32 protein-coding genes and 1 riboswitch are annotated in these 25,717 nt (G+C 26.7%); of the genes, 6 read left to right on the top strand and 26 right to left on the bottom strand.

Going from position 1 to position 25,717, the window contains the following annotated elements; genetic code table 11:
- Positions 1-116: 116 nt before the first annotated feature.
- Positions 117-977: a YitT family protein gene (locus tag K0039_RS09220; protein ID WP_228104762.1), complete on the top strand. Its 861-nt coding sequence runs from the start codon at positions 117-119 to the stop codon at positions 975-977.
- 80 nt (positions 978-1,057) lie between these two features.
- The gene (locus tag K0039_RS09215) at positions 1,058-1,360 is read left to right on the top strand and encodes a PTS sugar transporter subunit IIABC family protein (protein ID WP_228104761.1); all 303 of its coding nucleotides are present in this window, start codon (positions 1,058-1,060) and stop codon (positions 1,358-1,360) included.
- Between the two features lie 186 nt (positions 1,361-1,546).
- On the opposite strand, the gene K0039_RS09210 is transcribed toward K0039_RS09215, so the two are convergent.
- From K0039_RS09210 to K0039_RS09160, 11 genes are all read right to left on the bottom strand, one after another.
- Complete coding sequence (locus tag K0039_RS09210; RefSeq protein WP_309165146.1) at positions 1,547-1,762, bottom strand: hypothetical protein; 216 nt, start codon at positions 1,760-1,762, stop codon at positions 1,547-1,549.
- Positions 1,763-1,785: 23 nt separating this feature from the next.
- On the bottom strand, positions 1,786-2,367 hold the full coding sequence (locus K0039_RS09205) for a TetR/AcrR family transcriptional regulator (RefSeq protein ID WP_228104759.1): 582 nt from the start codon (positions 2,365-2,367) through the stop codon (positions 1,786-1,788).
- 98 nt (positions 2,368-2,465) lie between these two features.
- Positions 2,466-3,098 (bottom strand): thiamine phosphate synthase, encoded by a 633-nt coding sequence (gene thiE, locus K0039_RS09200; RefSeq protein WP_228104758.1) that lies wholly within the window; start codon positions 3,096-3,098, stop codon positions 2,466-2,468.
- A gap of 10 nt (positions 3,099-3,108) precedes the next feature.
- Entirely contained in the window at positions 3,109-3,726 is a 618-nt protein-coding gene (gene thiT, locus K0039_RS09195) for an energy-coupled thiamine transporter ThiT (protein ID WP_228104757.1), read from the bottom strand.
- Positions 3,726-4,388 carry a thiaminase II gene (gene tenA / locus K0039_RS09190; RefSeq protein ID WP_228104756.1) on the bottom strand — a complete coding sequence of 221 codons (663 nt, stop codon included), beginning with the start codon at positions 4,386-4,388 and terminating at the stop codon, positions 3,726-3,728. The genes thiT and tenA overlap by 1 nt, the downstream gene beginning before the upstream one ends.
- Positions 4,389-4,404: 16 nt before the next feature.
- Positions 4,405-5,208 carry a hydroxyethylthiazole kinase gene (gene thiM / locus K0039_RS09185; RefSeq protein WP_228104755.1) on the bottom strand — a complete coding sequence of 268 codons (804 nt, stop codon included), beginning with the start codon at positions 5,206-5,208 and terminating at the stop codon, positions 4,405-4,407.
- Positions 5,209-5,225: 17 nt separating this feature from the next.
- On the bottom strand, positions 5,226-6,020 hold the full coding sequence (thiD, locus tag K0039_RS09180; RefSeq protein ID WP_228104754.1) for a bifunctional hydroxymethylpyrimidine kinase/phosphomethylpyrimidine kinase: 795 nt from the start codon (positions 6,018-6,020) through the stop codon (positions 5,226-5,228).
- A gap of 108 nt (positions 6,021-6,128) precedes the next feature.
- A riboswitch (TPP riboswitch) is annotated at positions 6,129-6,223 on the bottom strand.
- Between the two features lie 38 nt (positions 6,224-6,261).
- Positions 6,262-6,567 carry a GIY-YIG nuclease family protein gene (locus K0039_RS09175; RefSeq protein ID WP_228104753.1) on the bottom strand — a complete coding sequence of 102 codons (306 nt, stop codon included), beginning with the start codon at positions 6,565-6,567 and terminating at the stop codon, positions 6,262-6,264.
- A 107-nt stretch (positions 6,568-6,674) separates the two neighbouring features.
- Positions 6,675-6,863, bottom strand: a complete 189-nt coding sequence (locus tag K0039_RS09170) for a ferredoxin (protein ID WP_228104752.1) — start codon at positions 6,861-6,863, stop codon at positions 6,675-6,677.
- Between the two features lie 83 nt (positions 6,864-6,946).
- A complete protein-coding gene (locus K0039_RS09165) occupies positions 6,947-7,462 on the bottom strand; it encodes a flavodoxin family protein (RefSeq protein WP_228104751.1) in 516 nt (171 codons plus the stop codon).
- 61 nt (positions 7,463-7,523) lie between these two features.
- Positions 7,524-8,132, bottom strand: coding sequence for an NUDIX hydrolase (locus K0039_RS09160; RefSeq protein WP_228104750.1), 609 nt, complete (start codon positions 8,130-8,132; stop codon positions 7,524-7,526).
- 873 nt (positions 8,133-9,005) lie between these two features.
- Here K0039_RS09160 and K0039_RS09155 point away from each other — a divergent pair.
- On the top strand, positions 9,006-9,233 hold the full coding sequence (locus tag K0039_RS09155; protein WP_228104749.1) for a hypothetical protein: 228 nt from the start codon (positions 9,006-9,008) through the stop codon (positions 9,231-9,233).
- 92 nt (positions 9,234-9,325) lie between these two features.
- Here the strand turns inward: K0039_RS09155 and K0039_RS09150 are convergent, their stop codons facing one another.
- From K0039_RS09150 to recQ, 3 genes are all read right to left on the bottom strand, one after another.
- Positions 9,326-10,048, bottom strand: a complete 723-nt coding sequence (locus K0039_RS09150; protein ID WP_228104748.1) for an EcsC family protein — start codon at positions 10,046-10,048, stop codon at positions 9,326-9,328.
- Positions 10,049-10,206: 158 nt separating this feature from the next.
- Positions 10,207-10,449 carry a hypothetical protein gene (locus K0039_RS09145; protein WP_228104747.1) on the bottom strand — a complete coding sequence of 81 codons (243 nt, stop codon included), beginning with the start codon at positions 10,447-10,449 and terminating at the stop codon, positions 10,207-10,209.
- A gap of 48 nt (positions 10,450-10,497) precedes the next feature.
- On the bottom strand, positions 10,498-12,975 hold the full coding sequence (gene recQ / locus K0039_RS09140; RefSeq protein ID WP_228104746.1) for a DNA helicase RecQ: 2,478 nt from the start codon (positions 12,973-12,975) through the stop codon (positions 10,498-10,500).
- A gap of 256 nt (positions 12,976-13,231) precedes the next feature.
- Between recQ and K0039_RS09135 the strand changes: the two genes are divergently transcribed.
- Both K0039_RS09135 and K0039_RS09130 read left to right on the top strand, forming a co-directional pair.
- Entirely contained in the window at positions 13,232-14,491 is a 1,260-nt protein-coding gene (locus tag K0039_RS09135; protein WP_228104745.1) for an ArsB/NhaD family transporter, read from the top strand.
- 16 nt (positions 14,492-14,507) lie between these two features.
- Positions 14,508-14,972: a hypothetical protein gene (locus K0039_RS09130; protein WP_228104744.1), complete on the top strand. Its 465-nt coding sequence runs from the start codon at positions 14,508-14,510 to the stop codon at positions 14,970-14,972.
- 51 nt (positions 14,973-15,023) lie between these two features.
- Here the strand turns inward: K0039_RS09130 and K0039_RS09125 are convergent, their stop codons facing one another.
- The 11 genes from K0039_RS09125 to K0039_RS09075 all read right to left on the bottom strand — a co-directional run bounded on the left by K0039_RS09125 (position 15,024) and on the right by K0039_RS09075 (position 23,391).
- Complete coding sequence (locus K0039_RS09125) at positions 15,024-15,395, bottom strand: NifB/NifX family molybdenum-iron cluster-binding protein (protein ID WP_228104743.1); 372 nt, start codon at positions 15,393-15,395, stop codon at positions 15,024-15,026.
- Entirely contained in the window at positions 15,392-15,763 is a 372-nt protein-coding gene (locus K0039_RS09120; protein ID WP_228104742.1) for an ArsR/SmtB family transcription factor, read from the bottom strand. The genes K0039_RS09125 and K0039_RS09120 overlap by 4 nt, the downstream gene beginning before the upstream one ends.
- 196 nt (positions 15,764-15,959) lie before the next feature.
- On the bottom strand, positions 15,960-16,850 hold the full coding sequence (locus K0039_RS09115) for an NAD(P)/FAD-dependent oxidoreductase (protein WP_228104741.1): 891 nt from the start codon (positions 16,848-16,850) through the stop codon (positions 15,960-15,962).
- Positions 16,851-16,875: 25 nt separating this feature from the next.
- On the bottom strand, positions 16,876-17,193 hold the full coding sequence (gene trxA, locus K0039_RS09110) for a thioredoxin (protein ID WP_228104740.1): 318 nt from the start codon (positions 17,191-17,193) through the stop codon (positions 16,876-16,878).
- A gap of 122 nt (positions 17,194-17,315) precedes the next feature.
- Entirely contained in the window at positions 17,316-18,545 is a 1,230-nt protein-coding gene (locus tag K0039_RS09105) for a sensor histidine kinase (protein WP_228104739.1), read from the bottom strand.
- Complete coding sequence (locus tag K0039_RS09100; protein WP_228104738.1) at positions 18,535-19,206, bottom strand: response regulator transcription factor; 672 nt, start codon at positions 19,204-19,206, stop codon at positions 18,535-18,537. The genes K0039_RS09105 and K0039_RS09100 overlap by 11 nt, the downstream gene beginning before the upstream one ends.
- 83 nt (positions 19,207-19,289) lie before the next feature.
- On the bottom strand, positions 19,290-20,120 hold the full coding sequence (locus tag K0039_RS09095; RefSeq protein ID WP_228104737.1) for a hypothetical protein: 831 nt from the start codon (positions 20,118-20,120) through the stop codon (positions 19,290-19,292).
- A gap of 37 nt (positions 20,121-20,157) precedes the next feature.
- The gene (locus K0039_RS09090) at positions 20,158-20,766 is read right to left on the bottom strand and encodes a DNA-binding protein (protein ID WP_228104736.1); all 609 of its coding nucleotides are present in this window, start codon (positions 20,764-20,766) and stop codon (positions 20,158-20,160) included.
- Between the two features lie 189 nt (positions 20,767-20,955).
- Positions 20,956-21,744, bottom strand: coding sequence for a metal ABC transporter permease (locus K0039_RS09085; protein ID WP_228104735.1), 789 nt, complete (start codon positions 21,742-21,744; stop codon positions 20,956-20,958).
- A gap of 2 nt (positions 21,745-21,746) precedes the next feature.
- Positions 21,747-22,433 (bottom strand): metal ABC transporter ATP-binding protein, encoded by a 687-nt coding sequence (locus K0039_RS09080; RefSeq protein WP_228104734.1) that lies wholly within the window; start codon positions 22,431-22,433, stop codon positions 21,747-21,749.
- A gap of 25 nt (positions 22,434-22,458) precedes the next feature.
- Positions 22,459-23,391 (bottom strand): metal ABC transporter substrate-binding protein, encoded by a 933-nt coding sequence (locus K0039_RS09075; protein ID WP_228104733.1) that lies wholly within the window; start codon positions 23,389-23,391, stop codon positions 22,459-22,461.
- A 223-nt stretch (positions 23,392-23,614) separates the two neighbouring features.
- On the opposite strand from K0039_RS09075, the gene K0039_RS09070 reads away from it, so the two are divergent.
- Positions 23,615-24,031 (top strand): Fur family transcriptional regulator, encoded by a 417-nt coding sequence (locus K0039_RS09070; RefSeq protein WP_228104732.1) that lies wholly within the window; start codon positions 23,615-23,617, stop codon positions 24,029-24,031.
- 52 nt (positions 24,032-24,083) lie between these two features.
- Here the strand turns inward: K0039_RS09070 and cysS are convergent, their stop codons facing one another.
- Positions 24,084-25,502 carry a cysteine--tRNA ligase gene (gene cysS / locus K0039_RS09065; protein WP_228104731.1) on the bottom strand — a complete coding sequence of 473 codons (1,419 nt, stop codon included), beginning with the start codon at positions 25,500-25,502 and terminating at the stop codon, positions 24,084-24,086.
- Positions 25,503-25,717 lie beyond the last annotated feature (215 nt).

The raw sequence follows: 25,717 nt of genomic DNA, 5'->3' as shown, positions 1-25,717 counted from the left end.
CTTATATTTTTTGTATTTGTTTTTATTTTCAGAATAAAGTTAATATTACATATTATTTCAAACCATTAGTAAAATTCTATTTTACTTGTTATAATAGACCTTATGGAGGGATATAAATGAAAAATAATTTAAAAAATATGATTACAGAAGTTTTAGGTATGATTGTAGGATGTATACTACTAAGTTGTGGTATAAACATATTCTTAGGTCCTCATACTATTGCACCAGGTGGCCTAAGCGGTCTATCTGTAGTTTTAAGTAAAGTTAGTGGTTTATCTGTGTCGACAATAATGTTAATCTTAGGTATACCTCTAATAGTGTTTTCAGTTAAGATCTTAGGGAAAAGGGATTCTTTAAAAACTTTATTCGGCATGTTACTACTATCTGGATGTATAGAAATAACATCTTCATTTTCTCAAATTTCAGTAACAAATGATGTTTTATTATCAGCAATAACAGGAGGTATACTTAACGGTCTTGGACTTGGAATTATATTTAGAGTTGATGGTTCCACTGGGGGAACAGATTTAATAGCCTTAATGATTAACAGAGCAATACCAAGCATTCCAATATCAAAATGCTTAGTATTTTTAGACGGACTTGTTGTACTATCATCTGGTATAGTTAATAAAAACTTAGAAACAGCTTTATATTCTGCAATTAGCTTATATGTTATAGTAAAGATGGTAGACTTTATTGTTGCAGGATTTGATTATTCTAAGAGCTTTATGATAATAACAAATGAAGAGGAAGCTCTAAAAAATGCTATTGTAAATGACATGAATAGAGGTATAACAATTCTTGATGGAAAAGGTGGTTATACTGATAGTACTAAAAGTGTGCTAATAGTTGTTGTAAATAAAAATCAAGAAGTTCATCTAAAAAAATTAATTAAAAAAGTAGACAAAAATGCCTTTATTATAGTTAGTGATGTGCACGAAGTATTCGGAGAAGGATTCTCTCCTATAAGTGCATAAATTTATACAAATACAAGACTTGTAATTTATTAGCAATATATTATAATTATATTTACTTTATAAAAAAGAGGTATAAATTAATGAATATAAAAATAGCGGCAATATGTAATAGTGAAATAAGTGGAAGACTTCTTAAAGAAGCTGGAACTAAACTTGGAATAATTGTAAATTATGAAATCCAAAATGAAAAAGGTATAATAAATAAATTATCTGATGATATTATACAAAATTCAAATATAGTATTATTTGTAACTGAAAAAGAAGTGGAACAAATTGAGGAAATAGAAAGATTTATAGATCGTGAATACTACGAAGTATTGCCTCAATTTGTTATAAAAAACCCTGAAAATGTAATTTCAGAAATAACTGTAGATTTAAATTAAAAAAGAGAGAACATGTTCTCTCTTTTTTAATTTAAATCTAACAATAACGCTGCTCTAATTAGTTTTTAAATGTTGGCCAGCTTAAACATAGATAAACCTATTATCATGTTTAAGCATATAAAAAACACCTACTATTTTATTTAGTAAGTGCTTTTTATAGCGAGTTATACTCTTCTATCATATTTTCTATTTAATTTTGATATAAGCCTCAATTTGAGGAATATAAATCATGTCATCCTTTAAGTGAGTATTACCAAATTCCTTTAACTCATTACAATCTTTATCTTTAGTAATTTTATATCTTACAACTTCACTATTATCATTTAATTCAGCATGAAAATACATGCCTTCATATTGTTTAAATTTAAAATTAAAGTCATCTCTAGTAAGTTTAATACTAATATTACTCATATTTACCATCCTTGTTAATCTATTTTAATGTCTTTTAAAAACATTTCTAAAAGTTCAATACCATAAGAAGATAAAGGATAATTTCCTTCGCAAATACACCAATCGTATAAAACTGCTCTTTCCTGTATAGCATATATTTTAGCTAACTCCCAAAATGATTTATCATTTCTTATTTGATTTCTTCTTTGGCCTTCACTTATTATTTGTTGTAAAACTTTATAATATACCCTTTGTTGATCTAGTAGGTGCTTTTTCCCTTTCTTAACAATTTGTGATGAATATAAAATAGATAATAATTCTACAGGTACACTTTCTTCTATAAAACGAAATAAATACTTGCTCGTTTCTATAAGCTTATCAAAGCTATTCATATCATCATCTAATATACTCATTATTTTTGTGTATTCATCATCAAATATATCTGATAAGGTATTCAATAAATCATCTTTTGCACTAAAGTAATGATAAAAATTTCCTTTTGATATTCCACATTCATTTATAATTTGATCCACTGTTGTTGCTTCATATCCCTGTTCATAAAATAATTTCCATGCAACAGAAGATATTCTATTTTTTGTTGAGTTTAATTGATCCATTTACTTTCCCCTTTATAACTTATTACTAAAACATACATCCTTTTTCAAGTTCATTATAACATAAAGAAACGACCTATTTCTAGGTCATTTCCTTATATCTATATTTTATCATTCCATAGCTTCACTCTAGCATCTATGTCTGTTGCTGCCAATATACCTGAAACAAGAGCATATCCATCTGGCTTAAATGATTTCAGTTCATGTACATTTTCCAAACTTATTCCTCCAATTAAAACAAATGGCAGATTAACTTCCTTTATTATTTCATTTAAGGTGTTGAAAGAAACATTTTTAGCATCTAACTTTGTACTTGTTGAAAACATTGATCCAATACCTAAGTAGTCAGCTCCATCCTTTTTAGCTTGTGTAGCCTCTTCAACAGTTCTAGCTGATACTCCTATAATTTTATTTTCACCTATTAATCTTCTTGCAGATACAGCATCTATATCACTTTGACCAACATGAACACCATCAGCATCAACTAGCAACGCAATATCTATTCTATCATTAATAATAAATGAAACATTATATTTTTTAGTAAGTTCTCTAAGCTTTATTGCTTTTTCCAAAAACTCCTTACCATCAGCATTTTTTTCTCTAAGCTGTACCATAGTAACTCCAGCTTTAATAGCCTCTTCTATGCATTTATAAAAATCTCTTCCTTTTAACAAATCTGAATCTGTTACTAAATATAATTTAAGTGATTTTTTCAACTTGTTCTTATCTATCATAATAATCTCCTTAACTTGCCTTATTTAGTGTAGTTATATTCGCCATTTTCACAATCTTTCCTATAGGAATTATTGTTATAGCTACAGAACTTAAAAATGCTTCTATTCCTTCTCCTGTTAAATTATATACTAAAGAATATATTAAAGGACTCCATCCAACAGGTGCATATTCATAAAAGTACACACACCCAGATATTACATGAACTGTGACTTTAAGGGCTACTGCTATTAAACATCCTAAAAATATCTTACTTCTCTTTTCTGAGCCACATATTCCACTTATACCTAATAACATTGTTGGAAGTATATAGTCTAATAAAAATTGTGCTGGATGTACTATAAATAACTCTCCACCTATTAAAGTTATTACTCCTGACACTAAACCACAAGTCATACCTATTGTAGGTCCATATAAGACACCTACTAGTAGTATTGGTAAGGATGCCAGTAAATTAAATCCTCCACCTTGGGGATATTGAACAAATTGTATTTTTGATAAAACAAAATGAACACCTGCAAACAAAGCTATTATCACCATTGTTTTTGTATTTAATTTAAAGTCCTTAAGTTTAAAAATATAATAAATTATAGGTATTAAACATAAACCTAATATAAATGAATTTAACATTATCTCATCTCCTTGTAAGCCATATCCCAAAATGCCATTTCATATAAACTTCCTTTTATAAAAATATCTTTTAGCTTTTCTTTTTTATCGTCGTCTATATTTTTACAAAGTTCATTTGAAAAATCTATATTTTCCTTGGCACACATTCTATATTCTTCACAAGAATATGACTCGATCCATGCAGCGTAATAATTATTTTCTAACTTATCCTTATATATTTCTTTCATTTCTTTAGCTATATAATAATAACTCCACGCACATGGAAGCACTGCTATTATTAAATCTTGAATATCTCCTGTTAATGCGATGCTTTTCATAAAATTAGTATAGTTTTTATTTTCCCATTTTATATTATGTCTTTGAAGTGTTATGATATCTTCACCTAGCTCTTTTAAATAATCTATATGTGTAGCACTTTCATCTTCCATAATTCCATTTATACTATCTTTAAAAAACTTCATATGTTTTACATCATCACTTTTTATAAGTCCCATGGCATAAACTTTAGCATAATCTAGAAGATATAAATAATCTTGAACTAAATAATCTCTAAATTTTTCTTTATCTAAAGTTCCTTCTCCCATTTCTACTATAAAAGGTTGTTTTAAATATTCATCCCATATTTTCTTACTTTCATTAAATAAATAATCTGATAATAACATAGCTTCTCCCTTTCTATTATAATGAACTATTAAGTTGTGCTAACTCAATTTTTCCATATTTCTTGCAAGTATCTTCTTTCAAAATAAATATTTCATCAAATAGTCTTGTTTTGAAACTTCCTATTGATGGATTTTCCCTATTAGCTAATTCTCCACAAAGAGACATTACTAAAGTTCCCATTACTGCTGCATCTATTTTATTTTCTGTACATGGTAAGAAACTGCCTATTAAAGATGTGCTCATACATCCTGTACCTGTTATAAATTTAAGTTTTGGTGTTCCATTACTTATTTTATAAATTTTATCTCCATCACTTATTACATCAGTTTTTCCTGAAGCAACTACAACACACTCAAGTTTTTTAGCTACCTCCTTAACAATAAATGATACATCGCTTCCATCATCAAAAGAATCTACACCTTTTCCTTTTACATCTAGCCCACCTATAAACTGAATTTCAGATATATTCCCTCTTATTACATCAAATTTAACTTCATTTAATAATTTATTAGTTAAATCAGTTCTAGCCTTTGTAGCAAATACTCCTACTGGATCTAATATAACTGGCTTATTGTACTTATTTGCAGTTTTTCCTGCTAATACAAATAAATCTAGTAGCTCACTATTCATGGTACCAATATTGATAACTACACTACTAGCAACTTTAACTATGTCATCAACTTCTTCATAAGAAAAACTCATTAGTGGACTTGCCCCTATAGATAGCGTTGTGTTAGCACAATCTGTTATAGTAACGTTATTTGTATAATGTAATACAAGTGGATTTATTTCTTTAACTTTTTCTAATAATTTATACATAATATATCCCCCTATGTTTAATCAAATTTATAAAAATGATGTACCGGTCCTACTCCTTGGCCTATATCAAAGCTATGCTTTATGGCTTCTGTAATATATTCTTTACTAAGTTTTACTGATTCTTTAATGTCATATCCTAAAGCTAAATGAGATGTAATCGCAGAAGATATAGTACACCCAGTTCCATGAGTATTTTTCTTATTGATTCTTTCACATTTATACATTTCAAAAGTGTCTTCTCCTATTAATACATCCACACAATCTCCATCTAAATGACCACCCTTCATAAGCACAAATTTAGGTCCTAGATCAAGAATTGCTTTACCTGCTTTTTTCATATCTTCCACTGTATTTATTTTTATATTACTTATTTCTTCAGCTTCAGGAACATTTGGTGTTACTATGTAGGCCTTAGGTATAAGATATTTAATTAGATTATCTTTAGCCTCTGGTCTAAGAAGTGAATATCCACTTTTAGAAATCATAACTGGATCTACAATTAAATATTCACAAGGATATTTTTCCAATGATTCAACTATATCTTTAATTATCTCCGGAGAAGATACCATTCCTACTTTTATTGCTTTTGGGGGTATATCTTCACATACAGCTTTTATTTGTTCCTTAATTATTTTTGAACTAAGCTCTTCCACATAAAAAACACCCTGTGTATTTTGAGCTGTAATAGCTGTAATTACACTCATTCCATATGTTCCTATGGCAGAAAATGTTTTTAAATCTGCTTGTATTCCTGCTCCGCCAGATGAGTCTGAGCCTGCAATTGTTAAGGTTGGTATTTTGTAATTTTTCATATCTCCACTCCCTCTATTTTTTTAATGTTATATAATTTCTGAGCATAAAAAAATGCTATACCCGTAGGCATAGCATAATATAAACAAATTTAAAACCCTTGTATGGTTATAAAATTCATGGTGCTTTCCTACGCTGGCATTATCCAGATCAGGTACAAGGGTTGGTATAAACCTCTCAGCCAATGGCGCCCCTAGCAATTTATTTACTTTCAACTTCATTATAATACTTTTATAAAAATTGTCAACTTTTATTTATTTTTCCTATCCTTATTTGAAATTTATCATTAACTTCATCTATAAACAATTCTGGATTATTTATTATCCATAATTTTTTAGATTTACTTAGTTTTTTAATATAATATTCTAATTTCATAGCTTGACTTTTATTATCACTTTCAAAAAATACTTCTAATTTATCAAAACCATTAGCCCTCGTGTATTTTGAATTAATACCTTGCTTATGTTCTTCCATACGCCTTATTATATCCGTAGTATAACCTGTATATAAAGTATTATTTTTGCATCTAATTATATATGTATAGCACATGTATCTCCCCCAGTAATTTTATACTATCAATTATACTCTATAAACACAGTCAAAAACAAACTATAATTAAAAAGAGTTATCAAAATTTGATAACTCTTAAATAAGTACTATTCAACTTTAATTGCATCTACTGGACAACTTTGTTCTGCGTCCTTTGCATCATCTTCAGCGTCTGCTGGAACAGCGTCAACTATTACATGAGATAAACCATCTTCGCCCATTTCAAATACTTCTGGACATACAGATGGACAAACACCACATCCTATACATAAGTCTTTATCTACATATGCTTTCATTTCTTACCTCCAAATATAAATTTCAATATCGTATATATTATTATCAGTTTACAATAAAATAATACATTAGACTGTATATATTTCTAGTAGGTTTTGTTTAAAACATAATTAATTATTGGTGTTATAGTACGTTTATTATTTCTATCAATATTCACACATTTTTCTAAATTCACCATTTCAAAAGATTTATTTTTATTTATATTCTTTTTAAATTTTGCTTTATCTATTCTACTTAAATCATTGAAATTAATACACCCTTGTAGGAAAAAGAGCTTTATTTTTTTTTTAATTTCTTCATCCTCAAAATTGTATTCAACTATATCTTCTTTACTTTGTAAATTCATACTAACACAAAATAGAACTATGTTTTTATTTTTTATTATATGGTATTTTTCTTCTAAATAATCTCCTAAATATATTTTAGAATTATATATGGGGCTACCAAATATAATTGTTTTATATTTTAACAAATCCCATCTTCCAACATCAGATATTTCATATAAATCTGCATTTAGTTTTATAGCTAACCATCCAGCATACTTCATAGTACATCCATATTTAGTTTTATACACAATGGCTATTTTTTTATCATAAGGCACAATAATCCCTCCATATTCTTATATATTAAAAATATAGAGGGATTATGAATTCTTTGATAAATTATACAAACATTTTTTCTCCCAAAATAGAAAATGACTGTAAAGCTAAATAAACTCTAATATCTAAAGAAGTGTTATTGTTTTTTATTATCTCTTTAGCTTCTTCCTTTGAAACTAAAACAGCTTCAATATCTTCATCCTCTTCTAAAAATTCACTGCTTATCTCACCTTCACATATACAATAAACAAATGCTGCAGACTCATCTGTCATTCCTGGTGATAAATATACTTGATTACAACTAAGATCCTTCTTTATCTCAGTAACATCTAACCCAGTCTCTTCCTTTAACTCTCTGATTACAGCACTTTCAAAACTTTCATCATCACTATCTACAAGTCCTGCTGGCAATTCATAAATATGTTTATTTATTGGAACTCTAAATTCTTTTATTATAACTAACTTTTCACTTTCTTTGTGATATGCACATATTATTACTGCATCTACTTTATCCTTTTCATTTTGAAGATAAACGTCTTCTAGCACCTCTTTTTTCTTTCTTGACGCAACTGTCCAGTTTTTCTCTTTGTTATTTTTATTTAAATATTTAACATTGTATAAACTTATAAATTTTGTTTCTACCAATGATGTAATATTTTTTATTCTGCCCATAATTACCTCCTATTAAGTAAATTAAAAATTCATTTCTTTATTTTCTTTGTCAATAAAACCAACTATTACTTCACAATCAAAAAATTCTTTAAACAAATTTGACAATTCATATATTGCTTTTATAACGCTTTCTAAGTTGCTTCTTGTAAATCCATCTCCTAGTTTTTATTGAATTTCCTATTGCATATACGATTTCACCTTTATCTACACTTTCCTCATCTGTAGAAGCAAAAGGTGTAAATACATCATCTTATTTTGAAAATCTTACATATATATCATCTCTTTTGTCATCAATATCATAGGCTCCTAATGGAACTAGTATATTTATTAGGGTTAATATCTAGCTGCCTAAAAGCTTCTCTATAGAGTAGAATTCTTTGCTTTCTTTTACTTTTTATTTAAATAGTATTCTTCAACTCTTTTAATATTATCATTTAATAAGTTATTTATTTCTTCTTTCATAGCAATTATTATCAATTTTTTTTGCTACAACAACTCCAAAACACACATCTTCCAACTTGTTGAAAACTTCATCACTAGCTTTAAATTTCATTTTTTACTCTTATTTCACCATATTTAAATCTCAAAATTTGTACAGATAATGGTAACACTAAATTAACATCCTGCAATAAGTTCCTTATCCAATTAAAACGTCTTTTGTATACGTTTATTTAATAAATTAATTTGCATATATACATCTAGTATTTCTAATTAATTTAATTATACTATAATCTCCTTATCTTTTAACAATAGATACCAATTTATTTCTAATAGCTTCTTTTATTTATTTTTTCTTTTATGGTGAATATATTGTCAGAAAAATTTAATAATATTACTATATCTACATTTTATTACTTAAAAGGAGTGAAAATAATGGATAATAATAATTCATATAATAACTTTTTACAAAAACCTGTTGAAGTAAATACTTATTTAAGTTCAGTTCCTATAGTTGGAGAGGTAATTGATTCTGACGAAAATTCAGTTACTATAGCTCCAACATTATCAAATTCAGGTTCTGACTATCACAAAAGTAATTATGACAAGGAAAATACTTATTATTTACCTAATAACTCAATTATTTCACTTAAAGAAATTTAAATAATATTCATATGATTAAATCGTCAAACATTGTTTAATTACACTATGTTTGACGATTTTTACTTAAATTTATATCTTTTATATTATATTACTTATTTAAATTCTTCTAATCTCATGCGATATGAATTTATTGCTACATCTCCTAATTTATCAAGTAACTTACCATTAACATAAAAACCAACTGCTGCACCTATTACTGGCATTAATTGAAGTAACTTAGCTAAATCTAAATAGTCCCTATATTCTTGTTGAAATGACTCCCAATCAAAATCATTAATATTACCTGGTAAATGATAGGAATACTCATCCCAATTTTCCATTTTATTAAAAACATCTTTACCATAGCTCTGAGAAGAAAAAGCTAACTGAATAATATTAAGTATGTATAATCTTTCTTTGTAATCTCTTACATCAAATCCATAAATTGCAGCAATATCATATAATAGTTTTACCTTTATACTAAGAAGTAATGGAAAATCAGTCATTCCTAATATAAATCCCCCAGCTCCTGTTGCAAACCCTTCTGCCATAGCAGTTTTTTTATAGAAATCTATTTTACTTTTAACAATTTTTTCTCTTTCTTCTATGGAAAGATGCTTATAAGGCTCTTTAGTAATATATTTATATCCAAATAATACTGTCTTTACCATGGCTTTAACTGCATTAGTTAATATTTCATGGTATTTTTGGGGCAACATACTATTAAACTTTTTTTGTGTTTTTGATGCTATCTTATTTATTAAGGATACCTTCTTTTTCATTTCTCTTTTCCATAGTTTATGTTGGACTTTTGCATCAATCATATAATCATCCATATAAACCTCCTCATTAAAAGCACATACTAATTTTATTCTTGTTATTTATATATGCAATATGTATTTCCCAAGAAATACATATATATTTTTTTATATGAAACTTAATAATATTTAAAATATAAAGCCATAGTAATAATATACTATGGCTTTATGAATAATTATCTTTTTCTTTTCTTCTTTTTCTTTTTTGCTATGTTTTTATCATAAGGATTTGATACTTTTTCCATATTAGGTGGATCTACATTTTTATAAATATTCTTAAAACCTTTCCACGCAACACCTAATCCAAATGCTGCTAAACAAAGAATTAAAGGATTGTATTTAACAAATAATAAACTTATTATAAAAAATGCTAAACCTCCTAAGCTTACAAGAACATTGAGTCTTTTCCATCTATCCATATTAAGCCCCCACCAATAAGTATAATTAAATAACTTATTCTATAATGTCTAACATAATTCCTTCTTTTTATTTGACAAATTCAAATTATTTTCAATTATTACCGCCATAATACTTTCATATTTTATATTAGATGGAAGTATTTTTTTGATTAAATTTAAGTTTTGACTTTTACACTCATCCATAGCTTTTAAGATTTTATTCTTTTCACTTTCATTATAATATTCACTTAATTCTAAATCAAAATTTAAAGCATTTCCGTCTATAATATAGTCATTAACATAAGTTAGTAAAGTTGCTGGAGATACTTCTACTTCTAAACTTACATCATTCAATTCTTTACCTTGATTAAGTAAATCTAAAGCTATTTCGTTATTTTTACGGTTATCTCCATCTATAACTATATTAAGCTTCTTTTTTTCTTGCCAAACAGGATTAATATTTTTTTCTTCTAAGTATTCCTTTACTATCTTGACAATATCTTCACCATATTTATTAAATTTCACTGGACCTATACCACTAATATCTAATAATTCCTTCTCACTTACTGGATATCTTCCACTAATCTCTTTTAATGTATTTTTAGATAATATTTTATAGAAAATGGTATTTTCTTTTTGAGCATAAAAAGCTCTAAGTTCTTTAAGTCTGTCATAAAGTTCTTTATTACTATTTACATATAAAAATTCATCGTATTGTTTTAAATTATTATTTTCTTCACTTATGTCACTTATTTTTATATTATTTTCACTTGTATATTTTATTATTTCTTCAATAAATTTCTCACCATATTTATCAAATTTAACTTCTCCAACACCAGATATTTCTAGCATTTCTAGTTTATTTGTAGGATACTTCTTACTCATCTCCATAAGAGTGGAATCAGAAAATACCATATATGGTGCAATATTATTTGTCTTAGCTACAATAAATCTTATCTCTTTCAGTTTATCATATAGATGGTTAACATCTTTTTCATCTTCTTGTGAAGAAATTTCATATAGCATTACTTTTTTATTTTCCTTAATTACTTCTTTTGACATGTTGTTAATTCTTATAGTTGCAAAAGAATTATTATTTGAAACACTTTCTACCATATCTAAGTAACCATGGGATATTAAAGTATTAATAAATATTTTTAAATCTTCACTTTTATAGTTTTTCATAATACCATATGTAGATAAACTATTAAAACCTAAATTAATTACCTTCTTATTCTTAGATCCTCTAAGTACATCCACAATCATATTTATTCCATAGCTTCTTTTCATTCTGATAATACATGATATTACCTTCATGGCATCTTCACTCTTATCAACCATAATGCCTCTATTTAAACAATTACTACAGTTGTCACATTTATTTTCAAACTCTTCTCCAAAGTAATTTAAGATATTTTTTCTATAACAATCATTGCTATAAACTAAATCTATTATCTGCTGTAATTTAGTATACTGACTTTGTTTTCTTTCCATATTGGATATACCTGAATCAATAAGTAATTTTTGCGTCTGAATATCTTGTGGTGAAAACAATAAAGTACACCTACTTTTTTCTCCATCTCTTCCAGCTCTACCTATTTCTTGATAATAGTTTTCTATACTTTGGGGCATGTTATAATGAAGAATCCACCTTATATTACTTTTATCTATACCCATTCCAAAGGCATTTGTTGCTATCATTATATTCTTTTCATCCTTTACAAATAACTCTTGATAGCGCTGCCTCTCTTCATTATTTAGTCCACCATGGTATTTTACAACAGAATAATTTCTTTTCTTTAGGCTTTCATATATTGCTTCAACAGATTTTCTCGTAGCAGCATATACTATTCCACTATTATCTTTATTCTTTTCAATATAGTTTAGTATATATTCTTTCTTATTACAGTTTTTAACTATATCAATCTCCAAATTATCTCTATTAAATCCTGTAATATATTCCTTATAGTCTTGTAACCTTAAATTCTTTATTATATCTTCTTTTACTTTAGTAGATGCAGTTGCAGTAAAAGAAGTAACTATAGGTCTTTCTTCTAAATCACAAATAAAATGTGATATTTTAGTATAACTTTTTCTAAAATCATGACCCCACTGTGAAATACAGTGAGCCTCATCTACAGCAATTTGACTTATATTCGTTCTTTTAATAACATTAATAAAGTCATAATTATCTAATCTTTCTGGGGCAACATATATAATCTTATATTCCTCATTATATACACCATTTAGTATATTTTTTATTTCATTGTCTGATAAAGAACTATTTATATATGATGATTTAATATTCATTGAATTTAAAGTGTCTACTTGATCTTTCATTAATGATATTAGTGGTGATATAACTATGGTAATGCCATCTAATATCAGGGCTGGAATTTGGTAACATAATGACTTTCCACCACCTGTAGGCATTATGGCTACCACATCTTTTTTATTCAGTATAGAATTAATTATCTCTTCTTGACCTTTTCTAAATTCTTTGTATCCAAAATACTTTTCCAATATTTCTATAGGTTTTTTATACATATTTCATCTCCTATATACGAACTTGTGTTTGTTAATAATTATATCCTAATTCACTTCCTTAATACAAGTTTATTATTTTAATTTTAAAATACCTTTATAAAAAGTGAATGTATTCTCATAGCACTTTTTCATTTTTTCTTTAATTAATATATTAACAATGAAAAATCCGTTTTACCATTCCCTTTTTGGAAATATATGTTAATATTAATAATGTGGCTAGTCTTTCTAATTATTCAATGACTATGGAGGTGATTTTATGAGCAATCAAATTATATCAGTTTTAATCTTCGCTGCGGTAATACTATTTATTGTAACAGAAAAAATAGATAGAACTGTGGCTGCTATTAGTGGTGCTGTCCTTATGATAATTACCAATGTTTTAACTTTAGAGAAAGCTATTTCACATATAGACTTTAATACTATTGGGGTACTTATGGGTATGATGATTGTAGTATCAATAGTTAAAAATTCTGGCTTATTTGAATATATTGCTATTTATTCAGCAAAGAAATCTAAAGGAAATCCTTGGAAAATAATGGTTTATTTTATTATTATTACAGCTGTATTATCTGCATTGTTGGATAACGTAACAACTGTATTGCTAGTAGGTCCTATGACCATTGTAATATGTCAGATTCTTAATGTTAATCCAATTCCATTTCTTATGACAGAAATAATCGCGTCTAATGTTGGAGGTACATCTACTTTAATAGGAGACCCACCAAATATAATGATTGGTAGTGCAGCAAATTTAAGTTTTTCTGATTTTATTGTTAATGTTGGGCCAGTTGTTGTGGTTATTTTAATTGCTGTAATTATATGTTTTAAAGTCATATATAAAAAAGATCTTTCTAATATGGCTAACGAGGCATGTATTACATCTTTAGATGAGAAAAAAGCTATACAAGACAAACCTCTACTTTATAAAAGTATCTGTGTTTTATTCTTGATTTTGCTTGGATTTATTTTTCATAGTAGTTTAAATGTAGAATCTTCTATGATTGCTTTATCTGGAGCATGTATTATGCTTATAATAGGAAAACAAGATACAAATGAAATAATAAGTAGTGTTGAGTGGAGTACAATATTATTTTTTGTAGGCTTATTTATAGTTGTAGGTGGACTTTCTGAATCAGGTGTTATAAATAGCCTTGCACAATTTTTAATAGATTTAACAAAAGGAAATACTACATATACAATGTGTCTCATATTATGGATTTCAGCTATAATATCTTCTTTCCTTGATAACATACCATTTGTAGCCACTTTAATTCCATTAATACTTACTATGGAATCTCAAGGAATGAATGTTATGCCACTTTGGTGGGCAACGTCTCTAGGTGCTTGTCTTGGTGGAAATGGAACATTAATAGGAGCTTCAGCCAATGTTGTTTTAGCAAATATTGGTGAAAAGCACGGATATGATATTTCTTTTAAAAAATACTTTAAACTTGGCTTCCCAGTCATGTTACTGACAGTTTTTATTTCGACCATATATTTATTATTAAAATATTAACTAGGATGGTGATATAATGAAAATCATAGATACATATAGCACAAAAGGAGATTCTATTGAAATACTACTTAGACAAATTGGAGCTACTAAAATAACCCATGTTAGAGGATTTTTATATTTTATTAAATTTAAAATTGATGACCTAGATATTACATATACATACAATATAAATCATAAAAATCAATATTTTTTACAAAGAATTGAGCCTTATCCACTGGGCAAAGGTATATTTGATAAAGAAATTGAAATAGTTTCATTTATACAAAAAGATTTAAGTAAATTTAAAAAAGCTAAAAAACTTGATAATTTTAATAATTTTTTAAACTTGAATAATACAATAACTTCTTTAACAACAGATGTAGAAAATTTATTCTTAAACTACGATATCTCTGACGTTGATATTAGTCAACTAGAAGAAACTCTAAATGCATTTTCAGACAAAATCGAGGAATGTAAAAAAAATATTAATAATATAGAATAATAAGTAAAAACATCTTGAAGCTAACATTAGCTTCAAGATGTTTTTTACTTTCTAGTGATTTCCACAATCATGGTGATCACAACCATTGTTTGCAGTAAACTCAACTAATTTATTTTCTTTTAATAATTCAAGGTTTTCTTTTACGTTTCCTTCAATACCTCTAAATACTTTTGTTCCCATACTATTTAATTTAGATATTGCTCCAGCACCTATTCCTCTTACTATAACAACATCTACAGCTTTGTTAGCTAAAGCCTTCATAGGTTGACATTTTCCGTGCTCGTGATTTAAATCACCATTATCTATTACTTCAACTTCTTCTCCATCTGAACTTACAACTAAAAATTTTGGAGCTGACCCAAAGTGATTATATGGAGTACTTTCCATCCCTTTATTTTCTACTACTGGTATACAAATTTTCATCTTAAATCCTCCCTTTTCCTACAACATTTTGACTTGCCTTTACAGGTATTTCCACAACAGTTTTTACTAGTTTCAATATTTGTCATATGTATAAAATTTTGATCATCATCATTTATAAATTTCATAAAAGATATACATTCATTAAAAACTTCTTCATTGATTTTATAAAAAACATAATATCCTTCTTTAAATCCTGTTAAAATATTTGCTTCTTTTAATATTTTAATATGCTGAGAAACTGCTGAGTCTGAAATCTGTAAATGCTTTGATATGCCTTTTTGGCACATAACTTTACTAGATATAATCATTAAAATTTTCAATCTAGTTTCATCACTTAGTGCTTTAAACACCTTTACTAAAGTTTCCATGGATACCTCTTTTTATTTAAGTACTTACTTAACTAAATAATAGTACACTTAATTAGTTTTATCAAGTACTTTTTTATTATTTTTTATATAATAAATATTTACGCAAAGTTATAATATTAACTTTATATTTATTTTTGCAATAAAAAAGAGTTAATATATTATGAATTAAAAATCATTAATATTAACTCTGAAAATTTTATTTAATATTTTTTTCTTTTATTTTTAATTGGTCTATATATGACACTGCATTAATTGCTGCTATTTGACCTTGGCCTGCTGATTTAATATAAGAATAAGGCTTACCAGCTATATCTCCACATGCGAAGCATCCAGCAATATTAGTATTCATATCTATATCAACTTTAACATGTGAGCCATCAACCTCAAGTCCTGGTACTAAAGTTTTTGGCGATGCACTATCTTTTATTACAAAAACTCCATCCACATCTATAGCACTATTTTTAAATGATACTTGATTTACCAACATTTCTCCCTTTATCTCAACTGGTCTTTCATTTATAACTTCTATACCAGTATCTAAATCATTTCCTCTCATAAGACTTTCATTTTTATACATCGGTATAAAATATGTTTTGGATGCTATTTCATTTAAGAAATTTGCTTCTTCTTCAGATTCTTTATTGTACCCTATAATAGCTACAGTTTTTTCTCTATATAAAGGAGCATCACATGTAGCACAATAGCCCACTCCTCTACCTAAATACTCTTCTTCACCTTTAATTGGTTTTCCATATTGAACGCCTGTTGCTAATATAACAGTAGTAGCTTCAAACATATTTTCACCACTCATTAAAGCAAAGTAATCTCCCATAGCATAAATATTTGTAATTCTATTATTGGAAACCTTAATTCCCATGCTATCTATATGGTGTTTAAATTTATTTTTCAAGTCTTCTCCACTAATTTCATGAAACCCTAAATAGTTGTTTATTTCTGGAGCTTTTTCTAGTTTGTTACTTAGATTTTCATTTCCAAATACTATTATATTTTTGTTTCTAATTCTTGCGTTTATTGCCGCTGAAAGGCCAGCTGGCCCACTTCCTACTATTGCTATATCATATCTCATTATTATTCACCACAATTCACGGCTCTTATAAATGAGCCTTTATTTTAGATTTTATTTGTTCCTTTGGAGCGAACCCCACTATTCTTTGAACTTCTTTTCCATTTTTAAATATTATCATTGTTGGAACAGAAACTATTTTATATTCTTCCACAACTTCAAAGCTTCTGTCGATATCAATTTTAGCAAAGTCAACTTTATCATACATTTCATTACTTAAAGATTCAAATATTGGTGCTAACATTTTACAAGGTCCACACCATGTTGCAAAAAAATCCATTACTACTAATTTTTCTGACGTTCTAACTTTATTATAAAATTGAGAATTATTTAATATATTTGGCATTATTTCTCCCCCTAATGTATCACTATATAATATTAATTTTTTTCAATAAAGGTTAACATTATATGGATAGATATGTATATTATATTTAATTTATGCATATTTTATAATGACAAAAAATTTATTTAAGAAATTTCTCTAGGTATTGTTATTTCAAATTTAGATCCTTCGTTTACTACAGAATAAGGCTTTATTTTACAATTAAGATTTATACTTATCATTTTTGCAATAGATAAACCAATACCTGACCCATCAATATCTTGATTTCTCACATTATCGCTTCTAAAAAATCTATCAAAAATATGTTTTAAATCACTTTCCTTAATTCCAATACCTGTATCTAAAATTGTACAAATTATTTTATTATCTTTTTCGTCTAGTTTAAAACTTATCTCACCATTTGTATCTGTGTATTTAAACGCATTATCTATAAATATTAATAATAATTGTTTAAGCTTATTCTTATCACTTAAAACCAACGGATTTTTAAGATTATTTTCGTATTTTAAAACTTTATTTTGAATATTCGCTATATCAATATAATCCCTATATATTTCTTCAACAAGGTCTACCATATTAATTTCTTCAATCTTCAATTTTATTATAGAATCTTCTTTTGAAAGTGATAATAAGTCTTTAATCATCTTTTTTAGTCTTCTAGTTTCATTCATCGCATCTGCTATAGTTTCTACCTCATCACTTATTGTATTATTAGGAACAGTTAAAAGACTTTGTAATTTGGATGATACTATGGTAATTGGAGTTCTTAGCTCGTGTGAGGCGTCTTGAATAAATTTAGCTTGTGTATACCAAGCATTTTCTATTGGCGACAAAGCCTTTCTTGTTAAATATAGAGCAACAAAGTATGTAATAATAATAGAAAATACTATTCCTATTCCTATAACAAAAAGTAGTTGCTTTAATGATGAAAGCTCAGAATCAATATTTCGTATTATCCTAATTTTCATATTGTTTATTGTTATTGATAATTCTCTAAATGTGTAATTTCCTTTTTTATAAGTAAAACATGCATTTGTCTGATTGCTTTCCTCTAAAGGTGCATATTCATTAAAATAATCACTTTTTGTATAGTATATAAGCCTATTATTTTTATAAATATATACTAAGTCCCTAGGATCATTTAAAACTATTGGATTTAAATATGAGCTCCTATTTACTTGCATACTAATGTATTCACATTCTTCTTTTAACTTATTATCTATGCTATTATAAGTTATGCTTCGAAAATAAAAAAATGTAAAAAGAGAAAAAATAATTAAAAAACTAGATACTACTAAAATATTTATTTTAATCAGTTTATCTTTAGTATCATTAAAAACTTTTTTATTTATCATCAAACATATACCCAACCTTACGCTTAGTTTTTATGCATTTATCATATCCAAATTTGCTTAATATTTTTCTCAAATTACTTATATATACTTCCACAATTTCTATAGTTGCGTCTGATTCCATCCCCCATATTCTGTCATATATTTGTTCCTTTAATAATATGGTACCTTTATTTAATAAGAAATACTCTAGTAAGTTAAACTGTTTGTTTTGTAATTCTATTTCTTCGTTTTTATAAAATACTCTTCTTCTACTCAAATCGAGATGTAAGTCATAAAAATCCAATGTATTTTTTGTTTGTAATTTTCCTGTTGTCCTAAGCATTGCATATATTCTTGCAACTAATTCTTCCATATAAAATGGCTTTGTTAGATAATCATTAGCTCCAATAGAAAAGGCTTCAACTTTTTCATCAAGGCTTTCTTTCGCTGTTAAAATAAGTACAGGTGTATCTATATGATTATTTCTTGTATCTTTTAGAATATCTATTCCACCTAAACTTGGTAACATCAAATCTAGTACTACTAAATCATATATACCTTGTTTTATAAGGTAAAGTGCTTCTTCTCCATCTTCACAACATTCAACTTCAAAGTGTTTTTTTAGTTCCTTTTCAATAGTTTGTAATAACTTTTTATTATCTTCTACTACCAATATCTTCATTTTTTTCTCCTATTATTACTTATGATTTCTTTTATATAAACAAAAGGAATACCCCAAAATAAGATTTGAAATATTCCTAATTATTATTGTCCATTCTCAACTATATTTACTTTCTTTGTAATTAAATCAATATCTACATTACTCTTATTTTCCATATCATCATATGTGTAACCTAAAATTTTAATATCGTAATTAGAATCATATAAAGAACTTACTATTTTATCTTTTTGTTCTGGTTTTAAAATAGAGTTATATATTATATGATCAACTCTTACTATTTCTTTATTTTGGTCTATTTCTGCAACTTTCAAAACAATATTTCCTAAATTTTTATCTGATATATTCTCAATTTCTATAGTGAAATTTAAATCATCTTGTTTAGATCTATTATTGTCTTTATTTATTGACATTACATCATAGTTTTTACTATTTTCTAAATACTTATTATTCTCATATGTTTTTATTTCATTATCCTTTAAATTTACAACCACGCTACAATCTTCTGCTAAATATGTATAACCTGTAATTTCGATGGAGTCCGTATAATCTTTTGGTGTAAATTGCACCTGCATAGTATCATTTGGACTCAATGTTATATCAATATCAATTTTAGACTTAGATATAACATTATCATTCTTATCCAGTTCATCATAAAATAATACTATTTGACTTAAATTCAATTTAGATATATTTTTTATCTTAGTCATAGCAGTAACATCATTTCCAGTTCTATCTGATAAATTAGTGATTTTATTATTATCAATTTGTAATGTTTTTGCATTACCACTATTTATAGTACCTGTTTCGAATTCACTATATTTTGTTTCTTTAACACTTGTAATAATATTTATACCTATTATTAAAATTATTAATATAAGAATAAGTAAAATTGATTTTTTCATAATGTTATTCATATACTTGCACCTCATTTTCATTCTAATAGGTCATTTCTTAAAGAAGGTTCTTATATGCTTTCATAAAATCTTTTAACGCCTGTGTTAAAATTTCTTTCTTATTGTAAGATGAGTTGCTACATAGTCTATCAAAATCTTCCCAAGTCTGTTTATCAACTCTAATATTAACTGATTTTAAATCACTAATTTCTTCATTATCTAATATAATGTCTTTTTTATTAGATACTTTCTTAGGTCTAAAAATCTTATTGTCTTTTACTTCTATGTACCAATCATAAACTTCACATAATTTATCTATGTCATCTTGATTTATATTTATTTTTTTATCCTTCTTAGGCATAGTTGATTTCTTTTTATTTACCTTTTCTTTAGTTTTTATAGTTTCTTTATTTTTAGTTTTTTCTTTCGCATCATTGGTCTTTAACTTGCTTTTAGAACTTTTTTTTGTATTATCTGCACTATCAAATGATAATTGTGACTCATCAAAAGATTTTACATATATTCCCTTTTCTGATTTGTATCCACTTTTATTTAAACTTCTTCTAAGCGTAGCAGGTTTTATTTCTAACTCTTTAGAAATATCTTCAAAGGACATATTTTGATTTTGATATTTTAGAAATAATTCTATTCTGTCTTTAGAATTCATAATTGCCTCCGTCATATTCCTTTTTTTATAATTGTACCATAAATTTCTTCCAACACATATATTTTTCAAGAAATCTACTACATATTATTATTTTTTTCTTCTTATTATATAAGTAAATTACATAATAATACGTAAATAGATTTTTTCTATTCATGTAGAAATAAAAAGCAAGTGAAGTATTCACTTGCTTTAATCTCTTTTAATTATTATTGTCAATATAAGGAATAAAACTCCAGTTAAAACAATAGTACCACCAGGCTTTAACCCTATGTAATATGATATTGTTAGTCCTATAATTGTAAAAATCACAGCAAACAATATTGATAGCAATACTGTATGTTTATAACTTTTTCCAAATTTCATTGCACAAGCAACTGGTACCACCATCATAGATGAAACTATTAATGCACCTACTGTTCTAGCTGCTATAGACACTGTAAAAGCTGTTAATATGGTGAAAATAAAGTTAACAGTCTTTATTGGTATACCCACAAGTCTTGCTCCTTCTTCATCAAAAGCAATGTACATTAGTTCTTTATATAATAATATAAATGCAATAATAACTAGTAAGCTTATTCCTATTACCATAAATAATTCAAAATCCGTTATTGCTACAATACTACCAAATAAAAAACTATTAAATGATGCTGAATCTTTTACAAATCCAGATAATACACCGGCTAAACCAACTCCAGCCGACATAATAATTGCTATGGACATTTCAGAGTACTTTGGTATTTTTTTTCTTATAAATTCTATACTAAAAGCAGATGCCAAAGATGCTATTACAGCTCCAAGTACAGGATTAATATTAAAAACTAAGCCTGCTGCAATACCAGCAAGAGATGAGTGAGATAGTGCATCCCCTATCATAGATAATCTTTTTAATACTACTATAATACCTATACAAGGTACAATAATAGCAAGTAATATTCCTACTATAAATGCCCTCCTCATAAAATCATATTCAAAAATCATGTTTACACCTCATTCTCCTTACCCATTAAAGATACCTTATTATTTTCGACAACAAATATTTTATTTGTATATTTAGATATTTTTGCAAAGTCATGACTAACTATAACTATTGTTATTTTAGACTCTTTATTTAATTTTTCAAGAAGAGTATAAAGTTGCTCTTCTGAAGTAGCATCAATACCTGTTGTAGGTTCATCTAAAATTATAATTTTAGGTTCACTAACTAAAGCTTTTGCAATCATTACCCTTTGTTGTTGACCTCCAGATAAGTTACCTATTAACCTTTTTGAATAGTCTTCCATATTCACAATTTTTAGGGCTTCTTTTACTTTTTGTTTATGTTCCTTTTTAGGAAATTTCATAAAACCAACTTTGGAATATAAATTTGCCATAACAATTTCTTCTACCGTAGCTGGAAAGTTTGCTCCACTAGATAGTGATATTTGTGGTACATATCCTATTTTATTTAAATTATTGCTTTTATCTAAGTCTTCATTAAATAATTTAATTTTTCCTTTTGATGGATTTAATTGTCCTATTAGAAGCTTCATAAGTGTACTTTTCCCACCACCATTACAACCAATAATACCGACAAAATCGCCTTCATCTATGGATAAAATAATATCTTGCAACACATTTTCCTTATTATAAGCAAAGGATACATTTTCAATAGATATTATATTTTTCATATATACCTCCCAAATTTAGTATGAATTATTTCATTGATTCATACAATACTTCTAAATTCTTTTCCATTACACTAAAATAATCTTCACCATTATTAATTTGTGCTTCACTTAAGCCTTCTAATGGATTTAATACTTCTATTTTAGCATTTATTTCTTTTGCTATTGTCTCAGCAACTTTTGGACTTACAAGTTCTTCAAAGAATATTGTTTTTACATTATTTTCTTTTGCAAATTTAATTATTTCCCTCATTCTTGCAGGATCTGGTTCGCTATCAGGTGTTAATCCTTCTATTCCCTCTTGGTTTATATTATAGTCTGAACATAAATATCCAAAAGCTTCATGAGCAACTATAATTGTTTTATTTTTAATTGGATTTAAAGTATCAGAATATTTTTTGTCCAGCTCATCAAATTTTTTAGCATATCTTTCATAATTGTCTTCATAATATTTAGCATTTTCAGGATCATGCTTTACTAAAGCATCCTTAATATTTTCCATTTCCTTTTTGGCATTTTTTATACTTAGCCATGTGTGTGGGTCAAAATTTCCGTGGCTATGTCCATCATCTTTATTGCTACTAGCTTTTTCTCCTGCCTTATGTATGTCTAATCCTTCACTAGTTTTTACATATACTATATCTTTGTTTTCTAAGGTATCTATAACTTTATCCGTCCAGTTTTCAATACCTGCTCCATTATAAATAAGCATATCTGCTTTTTCTAAATTTACAATATCACTTGTTGATATTTCCCAGTCATGAGGTTCCGTTCCTGCAGGCACTAAATTCGTTACATCGACTTTATCTCCTCCAACTTTTTTAGCAAAATCGTACAAAGGATATATACTAGTATATATTTTTATCTTTCCATCTGAACTTTCATCAGTTTTGTTTTCTTTACTACAACCTATTGTAAACAACATAGGTATAACTAATAGTAAGGATATTATTTTTTTCATATTAATTTTCGACTCCTTTTTAATTTATATATTTAATAAGTTTTTAAATGATAACACCTCTCATTCGCATTGCTAAATAAATAATACTACTTATATATATATTAGTCAAGTGCAAATCATATGCATTTATATTTTATTGACAAAGTCATATAATAAGTTTATCCTTTTCTTAGTATTACTATAAGAAACATATTATTTTTTATTTTTTAAGGATGTGAAAAGTATGAATAATGAAGATAATATTTTAAAAGCAGCCAATCTAAAAACTACTAAAAAAAGAATGATGATACTTTCCGTATTAAATAACTCTGATAGTCCTCTTACGTCTGAGGATATATTAGAGCAAGCTTCAAGGGAAGTTAATATAAATCTATCTACTGTTTATAGGGCTTTAAATACTCTAACTGAAAAAAATATCTTATTAAAACAATTGAGTAATGATGGAAAAACATATTATCAAATTAATAATAGAGAACATAAACATCAATTAATATGTTCTTTATGCAATAAAGTTGTATTAGTAAATTGTTGTCCTTTAAAAAAATTTGAAAATGATTTATGTGGGGAAACAGGATTTACAATCACTAGTCATAATTTGGAGTTTACAGGCATATGTCCTGAATGTGCTAAAAAACTATAAAAAAAGTCCTATTCTAGACTTCATCTAGTTAATAGGACTTTTGTTTTTATAATTATATTCTTAATTTCCAAGTTGTTTCATCTTTATTATCCATTATTTCAATATTATTCTCAAATAAATAGTCTCTAATTTCATCAGACTTTTTATAGTCTTTATTTTTTCTAGCAGCTTCTCTTTCTGCTATTAATAAATTAATCTTGTTAACAAAATCTTTATTAAGCTTTTCTTTATCATCACTTATTTCATTTAGTTTCAAACCAAATACTTTATCAAAATCATCTATTATCATTTTCTTATCTTTATTATTTAATTTTTCACTTTTTATTACTTCATGAAGCAAAGTAAAACCATTTGCTATATTTAAATCATCATTTATATATTTTAAAAATCTATTTTTGTATTCTTCTATTATATTTGCATTTGTTAACATTTCATCATTAATATTTTCATTTATTAATCTTACTTTATTTTTCAATATTTCAAAAGAATTAGATGCATCTTTTAATCTATCATAGCTAAATACTAAAGGTTTTCTGTATTTTGATTGTAAAACATAATATCTATATACTAATGGGTCCACATTATTTTCTATTAAATTATTTAATGTAATAAATGACCCACTAGATTTTGACATTTTTCCTTTATCAAGAATTAAAAACTCACCATGTAACCAGTAATTTACCCACTTGTGTCCAAGGGTTCCTTCTGATTGTGCGATTTCATTAGTGTGATGCACTGGTATATGATCTATTCCTCCACAATGAATATCCATATATTCACCTAAATATTTTATTGCCATTGCTGAACATTCAACATGCCAACCAGGAAATCCTACACCCCATGGAGAATCCCACTGTAATATATGATTTTCATATTTCGAATTAGTAAACCATAAAACAAAATCAAGAGGATTCTTTTTATAAATATCTACTTCCACTCGATTTCCAGCGTTCATTTCTTCTAAGCTTAAATTTGCCAGTTTGTTATAATCTTCAAATTTATCAATAGAAAAATATACATTATTATTAGCTATATATGTGTATCCTCTTTTTTCTAATTTTTCTATTAGCTCTATCATTTCTTTTACATGATCAGTTGCCCTAGGAATATGATTTGCTACTTGAATATTTAAAAATTGTAAGTCTTTTAGAAACTCGCCTTCATAAAATCTTGCTATATCTAGCACACTTTTATTTTCTCTTTTAGCACCCATTTCCATTTTATCTTCACCAGTATCTCCATCTGATTGTAAATGCCCCACATCTGTTATATTCATTGCATGATTAACTTCATATCCATTGTATTTAAGAGTTCTTTTTAATACATCTTCAAATATATAAGTTCTTAAATTCCCTATGTGGGCATAGTTGTATACTGTTGGTCCACAAGTATACATTTTAACTTTCTTTTCTTCAATAGGTATAAATTTTTCTACATTTCTACTTAATGTGTTATACAGTTTTAAATCCATAATAAATTCTCCTTAAATAAAAAAACTGCAAGTAATATGAAACTTTTCTACAAAAAGAAAAACTCCAGATACACCTGCAGTTTAATATTATTAATTATTTACAATATGAGTTAAGATTAAATATTAAAATAAACACAGGTATGCTGTTTCTTGAAATTTTTTAAGTTTTTCAAACAACAGCAACAACAAGTTTTCATTTTAATATCCTCCTTAAA

This window comes from Terrisporobacter mayombei, from assembly GCF_020748465.1.
GTDB lineage: Bacteria > Bacillota > Clostridia > Peptostreptococcales > Peptostreptococcaceae > Terrisporobacter > Terrisporobacter mayombei.
This window is presented reverse-complemented; position numbering and strand designations above follow the sequence as displayed.